Here is a 15753-nt window from a genome sequence, read left to right as displayed (position 1 = left end):
TATGCCTCACTTTTTATATACCTCATCATCTATATGACTACTAGTACTATAAGCAGTGACTGGAAAGTACCAGTCAATATTCCTTTTATTTAAAAATGACATTTTTATATTTACTAACATTGGCATCGAAGTTTCTTTTTTGCTATAAAAAAAATCCAGCCATGCAGGGTTATAGCGAAAGAATATCTTATCCTCTATGGGTATAGAGGTACCATCGAGTGGGATGTGTATTGGTGCAAGATATCTTATCTCATAGGTGTTAATTAATTTAATTAACTCTAATTTTCTAAAGTCTTTGTCAACTTCATCATTGTTATAATATGGGTCTGCATTGCTTTTTTCTGTATAAAAAAGACTATAGCCATTATCACTTTTTTCAAACCAGATAACTATAGATGAGTAGTTACCAGGGCCATTTAATATAGGTGAATTGGATAATAACTTTACACTGTCTTTATCACCATAAAAAAATGGTACAGCTTCACCATACTCATTACTAAATTGGGTAGCTGTAGCATCAGAAAAAAGCATAGAAAGCCAATTATACCTATCCTGAAGATTTGAAACAGACTCTACTTTCTTATTTAACGTTGACCATGCTAACCGTCCCTGATCTAGTCCTGCCAACATAATCGATATTGAGAATGAAAATATCAATATCGTCACTAGTAATTCTACTAGTGTAAAACCTGATTCAATATTTTTACTTTTCATTCCAGCCAATCAGTTCAAATGAGAAAGAATAAGTCGCGTTAGATAGCAGCTTGTATGTTACCGTGATTTTGAACATTTGAAGATCATATCCAGCCTGCGTCGCATCATCTGCACGGATAGGAAACAAAGCACTTACTGGCTCTGCCATCCATTCATATGATGCCCCTCCGATCTCACCAATGCCAGACTGAAGCTTTAATGGATTAATATCTACTAATGAATTATAGATGTTCTCTTCAAAATATACTCGCTCTTGAATTCGTTCAACTCGTGATACTCTAAATGTACTCTCATTGACAACTCTAAACATAATTGTAATCACTGATATCAGTATTGTTAGAGCTACCAAAACTTCAATAAGCGTGAAACCTTTATTTTTTTGGTACATAGATCAAATCGAGTTTACAATCCAGGGGAGAAAAAGATAGACGCCAATAGCGCTCATTGGGCGTTTTAATAAGGATGTCGCCACCTGAACATACTTTATCAGCCCGAAATGTGACACTCTGATCATTAACTATCTCAATATTATGTTTTTTTGCTAAGGCAGTAGCAGTGTCCGAATGGCGTGAAAGAACAAAACCCCCACCATGTTTTCTATTTTTCAGCATACTACTTTTTACATCTGACAAGAAAGATTCAATGTTAGTTTTCTCTCTGTAGGATATAAGTTGGCCCCATAAGTTTGGGGCCACTATAGCTGTTAACAATACAGATAAGGTAATGACTATCAAGAGCTCAATCATAGTAAAGCCATAATTCTTCATTAAAATCTACCAATATCCTGATCTTCTCCTTCCCCACCTTTACGATTATCTTTTCCTAAACTATAAATTGCGAAATCACCATCAGATTTCAATTCATAATGATATGGGCGACCCCAAGGATCATTTGGTAAGTCTTTTGAAAGGTATGGGCCATCCCAGTTCAAAACACCGTCGGGTGATCGACTTAAAGCTGAGAGTCCCTCTTCTGTTGATGGATAATCACCTATATCTAATCGATATGTATTTAACGCTGAAACAAGGAGCTCAATCTGAGCTTCTGCTACTTTTGTTTTTGATGATCCGACCTTTTGAAATAATCGAGGCCCAACCAAACCAGCAAGCAATGATATTAGCACCAACACAACTAAAAGTTCTATTAAAGTGAACCCTTTATTTTTTGATTTTACAAACATATCACCATCCAATATCATTTACAGAAATTATACCAGAGATTAAAACGATCATAATTGAGCCTACAATAGCTCCCATTATAACAATAACAAGTGGCTCCAATATAGCAAGTATTTGCTTTATCCCTTTAGAAAGCCGACGTTCATAGAGAGCATTGATTTCTTTAAAGCAAATTGGTAATGAGGACCCTTTTTCACCAGTTTTAATAAGTCGTATAACTACTAGTGGGAAGACATGATACATTGCTAAGGCATCAGCTAACCTCTCACCTTCTTTCACTCTCTCAATAACTCGCTGGATATCTCTACGTCCTTTATCCCCAGACATGGCATTAGATGATAGCTCCACTGCATCAACTAATTCGACACCAGACTCCAGTAGTTTTTGCATACTGCCGCTAAATTGGACGATAGTCCATGCGTTGAAGAGCATAGCCAGAAACGGGATTTTTAAAACAAACTCCAGTAATAGAGATGCCAGTTTTCCATATTTAAAACTATAGAGAAGATAACTAAAAAGTATCGTTATACTACCAAGAATCAATAATAAATTATTATTTATAAAGTCTGAGAATGCAATTAGAGTGACCAAACTCCCACCAGCAGCAGCAGCTTCATCAGTAATCATTGATTTGAAGTTAGGGATAACATAGATAAATAAGAAAAATATTACTGAAACACAAACAATTAACAAAAAACATGGGTATGTAAGAGCAGTTTTAACTTCAGAGAGAATTTTTTCTTCCCTCTCGATACGCTCTGCAATATTTATCAAAGCATCGTATATGTTACCATTTTCTTCCCCAAGCCTTAGCATTGGTGAAACATAATAAGGAAATATATCAGGTAATGATGCAACTGTATCAGATAATGAAGCCCCCGAAGATATGTCCATTTTCATTCTAGATAATGCTGGATTCAAGTGTTTATCTGATGTTGTATCGACAAGAGAATCAATACATTCATCCAATTGCATACCACTTTTTCGCAACGTGGCTAGTTCTCGTAGGGTTGTCATTAGCGCCTCTCTTGACACAATGACCTTCATAATACCGGTATGTTTCTCAAGCAGAACCACACAATGGCCTTTCATATCCAGTATCTTGTGTGCATTCTCTTTCGATGAAGCCCTAAGCCATCCGTTAAGTAACTGACCGCTGTCAGTTCTGACAATATATTTGAAATATATCATCCAATAACCCTCAGTACTTCCTCTATTGTCGTTTCACCATGAGCAGCTCGAAGAATAGCATCTTCTTTAAGTGTTCTCATACCCTGCTCATTAGCAATTGCATTGAGAGCAGTAATAGAGATTTCAACATCAGTTTGGCTAGACCATTGCATCAATTCAAATACGGCAAGTCGACCACTGTAACCAGTAAAGTTGCATTTTTCACAACCACAAGCAGATTTAAAGCTAACTATTTCTGGAAGCAGATGCCCCCATTTCTTCTTAAATCCTTGCCAATTAACGCCTAATTTAGTATGAGCTAATGGCTCAATCACAGCACACTCTGAGCAGAGTCTTCTAACCAGACGCTGTCCCATTACCCCTACAATTGTTGACTTTATTAAGTAATCTGGGATACCAATGTCCTTCAAACGAATGAAGCTACTGGGTGCATCATTAGTATGTAACGTGGAAAAAACAAAGTGACCTGTTAGCGCTGATTGGATAGCAATCTGCGCTGTTTCTTTATCACGCATTTCACCAATTAGCATAATATCTGGATCTTGACGAAGAGCAGATCTAAGAATCGTAGCAAAATCTAAACCTATATCACTATTTACCTGAATTTGAGTTAATCCTTGCATCTGATATTCAACAGGATCCTCAACAGTAATTATTTTTTTGTCTTCATCATTAACTTGACTGAGTAATGTATATAGTGAGGTCGTTTTACCACTACCAGTAGGACCAGTTATTAAGAAAATCCCATTGCGCTGACTTATTATAGTATTAATTATATCAAGCTGATCGCTGAACATATTTAATCGACGCTCAGCTGACTTATCAACATTACCACTTAGCAGTCGTAATACGGCATTCTCACCATGTACAGTTGGCGTTGTTGCTACACGAATATCAACATAGGCACCGGACAACCGAACACGCATGCGTCCATCTTGAGGTAATCGTCGTTCAGATATATCAAGACTAGACATTAACTTTATTCTTGATATCACAGCAGCATGTTGCGATATCCCAGGCTTATCGACTATTGTTAAAACACCATCAATCCTAAAGCGAACTAAAAAACTATCTTTATTTATTTCAAAATGGATATCTGACGCTTTTTTTCTTATTGCATTCTGAATACATTCATTCACAAACCTGACAACAGGCGCAGAAGATGTATCATGCATCCCGTTATCACTGGCTTTGAAATTCGTTGTGGTCTCTTGGACCCCCGAAAATAGTGTCCTAAGCTCATAATTAGAGATAAGAACAGGGATTGTTTTTATATCGTATAGCTGTCTTATAGAATCTGAAATAAATGAATCCCATATATCGAGTTGTGCAATATATATGGAACCATTTTCAACCAGTAGTGGATATGCCTGTCGTTGTCTCCACCACTCGCTATTAAAAAAGTCATCGATAAGTTCGGTTTGAAGATTATCTAACTGTCCTATTTTTTTCTCGACAAAGCTATCTAACTGATAAAGCCCAAGCTGTTCTGAAAGTGCAGAGATAACTTCCGCTTCAGAGCAGTAACCGTGCGCGACACACACTTCGCCAAACTTATGTTTTGACGACTCATTACTAATCTGTAAGGCAACAATCTCCTCTATATCATTGTGTTTGATACACCCGCGACTAACGAGGATCTCACCAATTCTCATCTAACTCTCCAAATTACAAAACATCTGTGAAACCAAGTTTGAGCTTGTTGTAAATCTTGTAGAAAAAAACTAGCATTACCGATGATATTAAAAAGAGAGATAATAAACGATGCCAAGACACCGACTCTGTATATATAGATTCTCTTAACGCATCTGCAATTATACTTATTGGATTAATGTATAATATAGCTCCTAATGAATCAGGAGCTGTTCTAATAGAAAAGAAAACAGTACTAGTAAATAACAACACAAGACTAACGACAGGAATAACTTGTTGAACATCTCTCACATAAACAGATATTGATGAAAAAAAGTACGATAATGCTAAGAGCGTTGTCACATAAACACCAATTATTATAGGAATAAACAATAGATTCAATGGTGCATTTATATACCCCATCGAGATTGAGTATATGAGCGTTAACACTATACCTATCATAAAATTTAACGCAGCTACCAAAACTACCGTGACAGGAAGTATTTCCAATGGAAAAACAATTTTCTTTACAATGTGACTATTGTTCCTGATTACAGCTGTAGCACCACTCAATACCTCGGACATGAAAATGTGTGTAATAATCCCTATAAAGAGCATCAACGCGTAATCGGCATACTCATTATTACCAATTTCCCACCTAGCTTTAAATACATGCAGAAAAACTGTTGAGTATATAAGTAACATAAACAATGGATTAATTATATTCCATACTGCACCAAAAACAGTACCTTTATATTTAGCACTGATTTCTCTCGATACAACAGACTTTAATATATTAATATATTTCCTTTCAAGTAACATCATTCCCCCTTTTTTAAAAAATCAATAAAATGGGGTGCCATACTATCTTTTTTAGATAGTATAATATTTTTTTCAAAAGGCCATTTTATGGCTAAAACATTATCGCTCCATATTATGGAACGCTCATGGCTTGGCTGATAGTAGTTAGTAGTTTTATATAAAATTTCAGCAGCAGTGCTTAGTGTCAAAAAGCCATGAGCAAATCCTTCAGGGATCCATAGCTGACGTTTATTTTCTGCTGATAGAGTAACGCCAACCCACTGACCAAAAGTAGGTGATTCTTCACGAATATCGACGGCCACATCAAAAACCTCACCTACGATACAACGGACTAATTTACCTTGAGCATGTGGAGGTAGCTGGTAATGAAGACCACGGAGTACCCCTTGGCTAGATCTAGAATGATTATCTTGTATAAATTTCACTTGATGACCAACAGCTTCTTCAAATTTCTGATAGTTAAAACTTTCAAAGAAAAAGCCACGTTCGTCACCAAACACTTGGGGCTCAAAAATAAGAACTTCAGGTATCGAGGTATTAATTACATTCATATCTATATCCTAAATCCGACGACACATATATTTGAGGGCATGTTTCATTCCCTCTAAAACAAGTTAGGCTTTAGCGACCATTTTAAGCAGATACTGGCCATATGCATTCTTCGCTAACGGTGTAGCAAGAACTCGAACCTGATCAGCGTTAATAAATTTTTTGCGATATGCGATCTCTTCGGGGCAAGCGACCTTCAATCCCTGACGCGTCTCGATGGTCTGAATAAAGTTACTCGCTTCAATCAAACTTTCATGGGTACCGGTATCAAGCCAGGCATAACCACGGCCCATGATGGCTACTGACAGATTACCTTGCTCCAGATAGATACGATTCACATCAGTGATCTCAAGCTCACCACGCAGTGACGGCTTCAGGCTCTTGGCGATCTCCACTACGCTGTTGTCGTAGAAATAGAGTCCAGTCACCGCATAGTTACTCTTGGGCTCCAACGGCTTCTCTTCCAGTGAAATAGCGGTGCCCTGCTTATCAAATTCCACCACCCCATAACGCTCAGGGTCATGCACGTGATAGGCAAATACGGTGGCGCCGCTCTCTTTGGCCGCAGCCGCCTCCAGCTGTTTCTGCAGGTCATGGCCGTAAAAGATGTTGTCGCCCAGCACAAGAGTACAGGGGTCTGAACCGATGAACTCTTCACCCAGGATAAAGGCTTGGGCAAGCCCATCCGGGCTTGGTTGTACCTTGTATTGCAGATTCAAGCCCCATTGACTGCCGTCACCCAGCAATTGTTCAAAGCGGGGGGTATCTTGTGGTGTACTGATGATCAAGATATCGCGGATTCCAGCCAGCATCAGGGTGCTGAGCGGGTAGTAGATCATCGGTTTGTCGTAGATAGGCAGTAACTGCTTGCTCACCGCCATGGTGACCGGATAGAGACGGGTGCCAGAGCCACCGGCCAGAATAATGCCTTTACGTTTGGTCATGATACTTGTTTCTTATTTTTAAATTACAAAAGAAAAGGGTGGCTTGAGGCCACACCTTTCTGTTTTATCCCTGCCAGCCAGGGGTGCGTTCAGTACATCCCTGACCAGGGATTTACTTGCCCAGGATCTCGGTCAACATCCGCTCCACACCGACCGTCCAGTCCGGCAGCACCAGATTAAAGGTGCGCTGGAATTTGCTGGTATCAAGGCGGGAGTTATGAGGGCGTTTGGCCGGGGTCGGGAAGGCGCTGGTCGGCACCGCATTGAGTTGCGTCACCGTCAGTTCAATCCCGGCCTCTCTGGCTTTGGCAAACACCAGCCGGGCGTAGTCAAACCAGGTGGTAGTACCGGAGGCGATCAGGTGGTAAAGCCCGGCGACCTCGGGTTTCTGCTGCGCCACGCGGATCGCATGAGCGGTGCAATCGGCCAGCAACTCTGCACCGGTCGGAGCGCCGAACTGGTCATTGATGACTGACATCTCGCTACGCTCTTTGCCAAAACGCAGCATGGTTTTGGCAAAGTTGGCGCCACGGGCGGCATAGACCCAGCTGGTGCGGAAGATCAGGTGACGAGAGCAAAGAGCGGCGCCTTGTTCACCAGCCAGCTTGGTTTCACCGTAGACATTGAGCGGTGCGGTCACATCGGTTTCCACCCAGGAGCGCTCACCAGAGCCATCGAACACATAGTCGGTGGAGTAATGCACCAACCAGGCGCCAAGCAGTTCAGCCTCGTTGGCGATCGCAGCCACGCTGGTCGCGTTGAGCAACTCGGCAAACTCCCGTTCGCTTTCTGCCTTGTCGACCGCGGTATGGGCAGCTGCGTTGACAATCACATCCGGTTTGACCAGACGTACCGTTTCGGCCACGCCGGCCGGATTGCTGAAATCGCCACAATAGTCAGTCGAGCCAAAATCAACGGCAGTGATGCGCCCCAACGGCGCCAGTGCACGCTGCAGCTCCCAGCCTACCTGGCCGTTTTTGCCAAACAGCAAAATATGCATCAGGCACGCTCCCCGTAATTCTGTTCAATCCAGGATTGGTAGGCACCGCTCTTGACGTTATTAACCCACTGCTGGTTATCCAGATACCACCGCACGGTTTTGCGAATACCGGATTCAAAGGTCTCTTGTGGCTGCCAATCGAGGTCGGCGCTCATCTTGCTGGCATCGATGGCATAGCGGCGATCGTGGCCGGGGCGATCCGCCACATAGGTGATTTGCTCACGATAGGAGCCCGCCTTCGGCACCATCTCGTCAAGCAGATCGCAGATGGTGTGGACCACCTCCAGGTTCTGCTTCTCGTTGTGACCGCCGATGTTGTAGGTTTCCCCCACCAAGCCAGTGGTCACCACGTTGTAGAGCGCGCGAGCGTGATCTTCCACATAGAGCCAGTCGCGGATCTGGTCGCCCTTGCCATAGACCGGCAGCGGCTTACCATCCAGGGCGTTGAGGATCACCAACGGGATCAGCTTCTCGGGGAAGTGGTAGGGGCCATAGTTGTTGGAGCAATTGGTGACCAGGGTCGGTAAGCCGTAAGTTCGGCGCCAGGCGCGGACCAGATGGTCGCTGGAGGCCTTGGAGGCCGAATAGGGGCTGCTGGGGGCGTAAGGAGTGGTTTCGGTAAAGAGCGGCAGTGGCTTATTCCACAAGGGATGACCGGCACTCACCTCATCCGGATGGGGCAGATCGCCATACACCTCGTCGGTGGAGATGTGGTGGAAGCGGAAAGCCGCTTTGCGTGTATCGTTCAATTCGTTCCAGTAAGCGCGCGCCGCTTCCAGCAACATATAGGTGCCAATAATATTGGTTTCGATGAAATCGGCAGGCCCCGTGATGGAGCGATCGACATGGCTCTCGGCCGCCAAATGCATCACCGCATCCGGTTGATGCAGAGCAAACACCCGCTCCAATTCACCACGGTTGCAAATATCCACCTGCTCGAAAACATAACGCTCACTGGCAGCCACATCGGCCAGGGACTCCAGATTCCCCGCATAGGTGAGTTTGTCGAGATTGACCACGGCATCCTGCGTGTTTCGAATAATATGACGAACAACCGCCGACCCGATAAAGCCAGCGCCACCAGTGACAAGGATTTTCATAGGTATACTCTTGAAAAATAATAAAAAAATTATATTTAAAGTTCTCAAATAGCAAAATTAGAACTGATGTCAAGTATGCCTTACAGGCAGATATCTCACACTAATCCAGAAAAACGCATTGGCTACCGCCCCTGAGTTACAGCCCCCAGTTCGCTGCTTTTAACCAGATTGTGTGCGCTGTTGGCCATCATGTCCTCCAGCTTGTGAGGTAGCGGCTGCTATACATGCCAACTACTTGCTTATGACTATTCAATGAAGGGCTGACTCTCAAACTTATTTATCGAGCCAAGCCGCTTAGATAACAGCTCGGGATTCTAACGTCTTTCGCAGCCTGTTGCACCGTCAGATCGTGACCAAACCTCGTCGCGACATCATTAATGGTCGCTTTATGGCCACTCAACGCATTGCGTAGACAAGGCAATGACTATTGCGGTTTGTTTAGTTACTATTTCTTTGATCTTAAACGCAAAAATGAATTTTTTACTCACCAGGTCTTGCGACAAGCACTAATATGTATGGTCCTGAAAGGGTCTTATCTATCTTCCGAACACTGTTCAAGTACCATTTTGCGGTGTTGCAGCCCATTCACATACTACTCAATGAGCTGGACATCGGAAACCGGGGTCCCAACTCGATAAAGCACGACGCATTATGTCATCAAGGTGCCATATGCATATGATCTTGCTCAAAAAAACAGGACGAACCGGATGGTTCGCCCTGTGGCTATACGATAACCCAAAGTGGGAGGTAATCGCTACTGCTGCTCCGTCGTCGTGCCGGGGGCTTGCCAACCACCACCAATGGCCTTGTAGAGCGCCACCTGGTTGGTCAGCTGGGCCAGACGGGTGCTGATCAGGCCCTGCTTGGCACTGAACAACGAACGCTGGGCATCGAGCCGGGTCAGGTAACTGTCCACACCTTGCTCATAACGGAACTCCGCCAGCTTGAAATAGGTCTGGTTGGCTTCGACCAGAGCCTGTTGTGCCTGCAACTGCTGCTGATAGTCCGCCTGGGCACCGAGGGTATCCGCAACCTCCTTGAAGGCGGTCTGGATGCTCTTCTCGTAGCTCGCCACCGCCTGCCGGGTGCTCACTTCAGCCACATCAAGATCGGCGATACGTTTCCCACCGTCGAAGATGGGCAGGTTGATCTGGGGGATAAACGACCAGGTGCCGGTTCCTCCGTCAAACAGGCCGCTCAGCTGGTTGCTGGCCGTCCCCGCCGTCGCGGTGAGCGAGATGGAGGGGAAGAAGGCGGCGCGCGCCGCGCCTATATTGGCATTGGCCGCCTTCAGACTGTGCTCGGCGGCCAGAATATCCGGGCGCTGTTGCAGCAAGCTCGAAGGCGCACCCACCGGGATCGCCGCCAGTTTTACCTCGGCCAGGGTCACCGGCTGGCTGTCCAGCACAGGAACTTGGGTGCCAAGGAGCAGTGCCAGGCCATTGCGATCCTGCTTCACCTGGCGTTGGTACTGGGCCAGGCTGACCCGGGCGCTTTCCAGTGCGGTACGCCCCTGGGCAAGCTCCATCTCTGAGGCGGCGCCCAGGCGATACTTGTGCTCGGTCAGGCCATAACTCTCCTGCTCGGTCGACAGAGTCGCCTCGCTCAGCGCCAGCAACTCCTGATCCGCCAGCAAGGTGAGATAGGCATTGGCCACCGACGCTATCAGTGCAATCTGGGTGCTGCGCCGGGTCTCAATCTCGGCAAGGTAGGTCTCCAGAGCCTGATCTTTGAGGCTCTGGATCCGGCCAAACAGGTCCAGCTCATAGGCGGTGATGCCGAGATTGGCATCGTACTGGCTGCTGATAGTCCCCTGCCCCGTGCTGCTGAGATCGTCGGATCCCTGCTGGCGGGTGCCCGAGCCGTTCGCTGCCAGGGTCGGCAGTTGCGCCGCCCGCTGAATACGGTACCTGGCTTCATACGCCTCGACGTTGAGAGCCGCGATCCGCAGATCCCGGTTATTCTCCAGTGCGGTGTCGATGAGCCTTTGCAGCGTCGGGTCGAGAAACTGTTGCTGCCAGGGGGAGACGGCCGCCTCCCCTGCTGTCTGATTGCTCTGCCAGGAGGCGCCTTGGGGCAATTCGGGTCTTTGATAGTCAGGGGCCATGGAACAGGCCCCCAGCAGCAGTGTCACGCTCAAGGCGACCAGCGTCTTAGTCATGATGGGTCTCCTTGGCAAGCGCAGCCTGCTCTTCCTGTGAATTGTGCTTGGTGAAGTGGCGAGTCACCAGCACGAAGAACAGCGGCACGAAGAAGATGGCCAGCACGGTCGCACTGATCATCCCCCCCATCACGCCGGTCCCGATGGCGTTACGGCTGCTGGCACCGGCACCCGAGCTGATGACCAGCGGCAACACACCCAGGATAAAGGCGAGGGAGGTCATCAGGATGGGACGCAGACGCAGACGCGCAGCCTCAACCACGGCTTCACCCAAGCCCATTCCCTTGTCGTACAGCTCCTTGGCAAACTCGACGATAAGTATCGCGTTCTTGGCCGACAACCCTATGGTGGTGAGCAAGCCCACCTGGAAGTAGACGTCGTTCTCCAAGCCCCGCATGGTCGCTGCCAATATGGCCCCCAAGACTCCGAGCGGTACCACCAGCATGACGGAGAAGGGAATGCTCCAGCTCTCGTACAGCGCCGCCAGACAGAGGAACACCACCAGCAGGGAGATGGCGTACAAGGCCGGCGCCTGGGAACCCGCTTGCCGCTCCTGCAAGGAGAGGCCGGTCCACTCGATACCTATCCCTTCCGGCAACTGCTTCACTATCTGCTCGATGGCTGCCATGGCGTCACCGGTACTCTTGCCTGGCGCGGCTTCACCCACTATCTCCATCGCCGAGACGCCGTTATAGCGTTCCAGACGGGGCGAACCGAAGCTCCACTCAGTGCTGGCAAAGGCGGAGAAGGGCACCATCTGGCCTGTGCTGTTGCGCACATACCACAGCTTGAGATCTTCCGGGTTCATCCGGAAGGGGGCATCCGCCTGCAGGTAGACCTTCTTGACCCGACCCCGGTCGACGAAGTCGTTCACGTAAGAAGAGCCCCAGGCCGTAGAGAGGGTGCTGTTGATGTCGCTGATGGAGAGCCCCTGGGCCAGCGCCTTCTCGTAGTCAATCTTGACGTCGAGCTGGGGCGTGTCTTCCATCCCGTTCGGGCGCACCCGCACCAGGTTGGGATCCTGCGCCGCCATGCCAAGCAACTGGTTGCGCGCCGCCATCAGCTTGTCATGACCCAGTCCTGCGCGATCTTGCAGGTAGAAGTCAAAGCCGGTGGCCGTGCCCAGTTCAGGAATGGGAGGCAGGTTGAAGGCGAACACCTGGGCTTCCTTGATGCTGAACAGATAACCCATGGCGCGGCCTATGATGGCATTGGCGCTGCGATCCGGGCTGCTGCGCTCTTTCCAGTCTTTCAGCTTGATAAACGCCATGCCGCTGTTCTGACCGCTACCGGCGAAGCTGAAGCCCGCCACCGTCAGCACAGAGTCGACGTTGTCCTTCTCGTTTTTCAGGAAGTAATCGCGCATGTCCGCCAGTACCACTTCAGTGCGCTGCTTGGTAGCACCGACCGGCAGTTGCACCATGGACATGATGACCCCCTGATCCTCTTCCGGCAGGAAGGAGGTGGGCATGCGCATAAACAGCACGGCCAGCACCGCCAACATGGCGACATAGATGATGCTGTAACGGGCGCCCTGCTTGATCACCTTGCGCACACCGCTCTGGTAGCGGTTGGCACCAGAATCAAAGGCCCGGTTGAACCAGCCGAAGAAGCCACGCTGGGCACCGAACTCCCCATGCTTGATGGGCTTGAGCAGGGTGGCACACAGTGCCGGCGTCAGGATCAGGGCCACCAGCACAGACAACACCATGGCCGAGACGATGGTGAGAGAGAACTGGCGATAGATGGCACCGGTCGAACCACCAAAGAAGGCCATGGGCACAAAGACCGCAGAGAGCACCAGGGCGATCCCCACCAGGGCACCGGTGATCTGGGTCATGGACTTGCGGGTCGCTTCCAGCGGGGAGAGATCCTCCTCGCTCATCAGCCGTTCCACGTTCTCCACCACCACAATGGCATCATCCACCAGCAGGCCGATGGCCAGCACCAGACCGAACATGGTCAGGGTGTTGATGGAGAAGCCGAACGCCGACATGACGCCAAAGGTCCCAAGCAACACAACCGGCACGGCTATGGTCGGGATCAGGGTGGCACGGAAGTTCTGCAAGAACAGATACATGACGCAGAACACCAGGAAGATCGCCTCGATCAGGGTCTGTACCACCTCCTCGATGGAGATCTGCACGAAGGGGGTAGTGTCGTACGGATAGACCACCTTCATGTTGGCCGGGAAGTAGGCGGAGAGCTCGTCCAGCTTGCCGCGTATCTTCTCTGCGGTATCGAGGGCGTTGGCACCGGTCGCCAGCTTGATGGCAACCGCCGCGGTAGACTGGCCGTTGTAGAGCGCATCGGCGTCGTAGTTTTCGCCCCCCAGCTCAACCCGGGCCACATCCTGCAAGCGTACCTTGGAGCCGTCCTGATTCACCCGCAGCAGGATGTTGTTGAACTCCTCCACGCTAGAGAGACGGGTCTGCCCCATGATGGTGGCAGTAAACTGCTGACTTTCGACCGAGGGCGTGCCCCCCACCTTGCCAAACGCCACCTGGGCATTCTGTGCCTTGATGGCGTTCTGCACATCAATCGGGGTCATCTGTACCCGGGTGAGCTTGTTCGGATCGAGCCAGACACGCATGGAGTACTGGCTGCCGAACAGTGTGATGTCCCCTACCCCGTCCAGACGGCTCAGCGGCTCCTTGATGTTGGCCACCACATAGTCGGCCAAGTCATCGTTGTTCATGCTGCCGTCACCGGAGATGAAGGCCGCCACCATCAGGAAGCTGCTGGAGGTCTTCTGAACCCGGATCCCCTGCTGCTGAACCTCTTGCGGCAACAGAGACATCGCCTGCTGCAGCTTGTTCTGCACCTGCACCTGGGCGATATCGGGATCTGTCCCCGCCTGGAAGGTGAGGGTCACCGACACATTGCCGGAGGAATCAGATTGAGAAGACATGTAAAGCAGGTGATCCAGCCCCGTCATGTTCTGCTCGATGATCTGGGTCACAGAGTCTTCTACCGTCTTGGCAGAAGCTCCCGGATAGCTTGCAGAGATGCCCACGGCGGGCGGTGCAATGCTGGGATACTGGGCGATCGGCAGGCCTATGATGGCCAGGCTCCCTGCCAGCATGATCACCAGGGCAATTACCCAGGCGAAAATGGGTCTGTCTATGAAAAATCGTGCCATGAGGCGACTACTCCATCCTACTTGTTGGCCGGGGTCTGTTCAGACGGCGCGGTGGCCGCCTGTTCAGTGGGCGCGACGACAGCCCCGGGTTGTACTTTTTGCAGACCGGCGACGATCACCCGCTCACCCGTCTTGAGACCGGACTCCACCACCCAGTCACTGCCAACGATGCGGCTCACCTGCACCTCGCGCAGCTCGACCTTGTTGTCCGCCGTCACCACCATGACGGTAGCGCCTCCCTTGGGGGTGCGGGTCACGGCGGTTTGCGGTACCAGCAGCCCTTTTGCACGCTCGCCCTCTTGCAGAGTGGCGCGCATGAACATGCCGGGCAGCAACAGTTGATGCGGGTTCGGCACTATCACCCGCAGGGTCACCATGCCGGTGGTCTCATCCACTGTCACGTCGGAGAACTGCAATGAGCCCTCTTCGCTGTAGCTGCTGCCATCTTCCAGCTGGAAGCGCACCTTGGCGCCCTTGTTCTCGTCCTGAACGAGCTTGCCATCGGCGATCTGGCGCTTGAGGCGCAGCAGGTCGGCGGTGGACTGACGCACATCCACATACATGGGATCGAGCTGCTGGATGGAGGTAAGGCTGTCAGCCTGCTGGGCTGTCACCAGAGCACCCTCGGTCACCGCGGACTTGCCGATGCGACCGCTGATGGGGGCCGTGATGCGGGTATAGGCCAGATTGATGTTGGCACTCTGCAAGGCCGCCTTGGCTGCGCCTATCTCGGCCAGCTGCTGCTTCCAGGCGGCATCGGCGTCGTCATACTCCTGGCTGCTGATGGCTTTCACCTTCACCAGTTCGGCATAACGCTTGGCCTTGAGGCGAGCGCTCTGCTCGTTGGCCTGCGCCTTGGCCAGATTGGCCTTGGCACTGGCCACGTTGGCCTGATAAACCGCAGGGTCGATCTGATAGAGCAGTTGCCCGGCCTTGACGTCGCTGCCTTCGGTAAACAGACGCTTGAGAATGATGCCACTCACCTGGGGACGCACCTCGGCGACCCGCAGCGGCGCGCTGCGACCGGTCAGCTCAGACGTGAGTTGCAGTGGTGCCGTGTGCAGGGTCACCACATCCACGGCGGCAGGTGGCATGTCACCCGGCCCTTGCTGGGCACCGCCCTGTTCGCCACAAGCTGCCAGCAGACCACCTGCCAGCAGGGCAAGGCCAACCGAACGTGCGAGAATATGTTTATGCATGGAGAACCTTAACCTTTGTCAGTCAATGAATAACCACAGGGTTTACAGGTCCCTGTTGGTAAAATCGGAAAGATGAGGCAATATACATACATTCATAAATGTATGTAAGTGACTTTTTTAC

Annotated in this window: 14 protein-coding genes; all 14 read right to left on the bottom strand. The window is 49.4% G+C overall.

The features are described 5' to 3' along the window. Nucleotides 1–6: 6 nt before the first annotated feature. Complete coding sequence (locus GWQ27_RS18910; protein WP_265434456.1) at nucleotides 7–714, bottom strand: prepilin-type N-terminal cleavage/methylation domain-containing protein; 708 nt, start codon at nucleotides 712–714, stop codon at nucleotides 7–9. Next, nucleotides 704–1102, bottom strand: coding sequence for a prepilin-type N-terminal cleavage/methylation domain-containing protein (locus tag GWQ27_RS18905; RefSeq protein WP_275908047.1), 399 nt, complete (start codon nucleotides 1100–1102; stop codon nucleotides 704–706). The genes GWQ27_RS18910 and GWQ27_RS18905 overlap by 11 nt, the downstream gene beginning before the upstream one ends. Further along, a complete protein-coding gene (locus GWQ27_RS18900; protein WP_275908046.1) occupies nucleotides 1086–1481 on the bottom strand; it encodes a prepilin-type N-terminal cleavage/methylation domain-containing protein in 396 nt (131 codons plus the stop codon). The genes GWQ27_RS18905 and GWQ27_RS18900 overlap by 17 nt, the downstream gene beginning before the upstream one ends. After that, nucleotides 1481–1912: a type II secretion system major pseudopilin GspG gene (gene gspG / locus GWQ27_RS18895; RefSeq protein ID WP_005319076.1), complete on the bottom strand. Its 432-nt coding sequence runs from the start codon at nucleotides 1910–1912 to the stop codon at nucleotides 1481–1483. The genes GWQ27_RS18900 and gspG overlap by 1 nt, the downstream gene beginning before the upstream one ends. Next, on the bottom strand, nucleotides 1896–3083 hold the full coding sequence (locus GWQ27_RS18890) for a type II secretion system F family protein (RefSeq protein ID WP_275908045.1): 1188 nt from the start codon (nucleotides 3081–3083) through the stop codon (nucleotides 1896–1898). The genes gspG and GWQ27_RS18890 overlap by 17 nt, the downstream gene beginning before the upstream one ends. Continuing rightward, the gene (locus tag GWQ27_RS18885) at nucleotides 3080–4738 is read right to left on the bottom strand and encodes a GspE/PulE family protein (RefSeq protein WP_275908044.1); all 1659 of its coding nucleotides are present in this window, start codon (nucleotides 4736–4738) and stop codon (nucleotides 3080–3082) included. Before GWQ27_RS18885 ends, GWQ27_RS18890 begins: the two co-directional genes overlap by 4 nt. 13 nt (nucleotides 4739–4751) lie before the next feature. After that, nucleotides 4752–5540, bottom strand: coding sequence for an ABC transporter permease (locus tag GWQ27_RS18880; protein WP_275908043.1), 789 nt, complete (start codon nucleotides 5538–5540; stop codon nucleotides 4752–4754). Next, nucleotides 5537–6088, bottom strand: coding sequence for a dTDP-4-dehydrorhamnose 3,5-epimerase (gene rfbC, locus GWQ27_RS18875; protein ID WP_275908042.1), 552 nt, complete (start codon nucleotides 6086–6088; stop codon nucleotides 5537–5539). Before rfbC ends, GWQ27_RS18880 begins: the two co-directional genes overlap by 4 nt. Nucleotides 6089–6151: 63 nt before the next feature. Next, nucleotides 6152–7030 (bottom strand): glucose-1-phosphate thymidylyltransferase RfbA, encoded by an 879-nt coding sequence (gene rfbA / locus GWQ27_RS18870; protein ID WP_275908041.1) that lies wholly within the window; start codon nucleotides 7028–7030, stop codon nucleotides 6152–6154. Nucleotides 7031–7142: 112 nt separating this feature from the next. Beyond that, the gene (gene rfbD / locus GWQ27_RS18865; protein ID WP_275908040.1) at nucleotides 7143–8030 is read right to left on the bottom strand and encodes a dTDP-4-dehydrorhamnose reductase; all 888 of its coding nucleotides are present in this window, start codon (nucleotides 8028–8030) and stop codon (nucleotides 7143–7145) included. Beyond that, entirely contained in the window at nucleotides 8030–9130 is a 1101-nt protein-coding gene (gene rfbB, locus GWQ27_RS18860) for a dTDP-glucose 4,6-dehydratase (RefSeq protein ID WP_275908039.1), read from the bottom strand. Before rfbB ends, rfbD begins: the two co-directional genes overlap by 1 nt. Nucleotides 9131–9884: 754 nt before the next feature. After that, nucleotides 9885–11291, bottom strand: a complete 1407-nt coding sequence (locus tag GWQ27_RS18855; RefSeq protein WP_275908038.1) for an efflux transporter outer membrane subunit — start codon at nucleotides 11289–11291, stop codon at nucleotides 9885–9887. Further along, nucleotides 11284–14433, bottom strand: coding sequence for an efflux RND transporter permease subunit (locus GWQ27_RS18850; protein WP_275908037.1), 3150 nt, complete (start codon nucleotides 14431–14433; stop codon nucleotides 11284–11286). Before GWQ27_RS18850 ends, GWQ27_RS18855 begins: the two co-directional genes overlap by 8 nt. A gap of 17 nt (nucleotides 14434–14450) precedes the next feature. After that, on the bottom strand, nucleotides 14451–15632 hold the full coding sequence (locus tag GWQ27_RS18845) for an efflux RND transporter periplasmic adaptor subunit (RefSeq protein WP_058394242.1): 1182 nt from the start codon (nucleotides 15630–15632) through the stop codon (nucleotides 14451–14453). Nucleotides 15633–15753: the final 121 nt, after the last annotated feature.

Source organism: Aeromonas sp. 5HA1 (assembly GCF_029237245.1).
Taxonomy (GTDB): Bacteria; Pseudomonadota; Gammaproteobacteria; order Enterobacterales; family Aeromonadaceae; genus Aeromonas; species Aeromonas salmonicida.
Note: the sequence above shows the minus strand (reverse complement) of the source record. Positions and strands in the feature narration are given on the sequence as shown.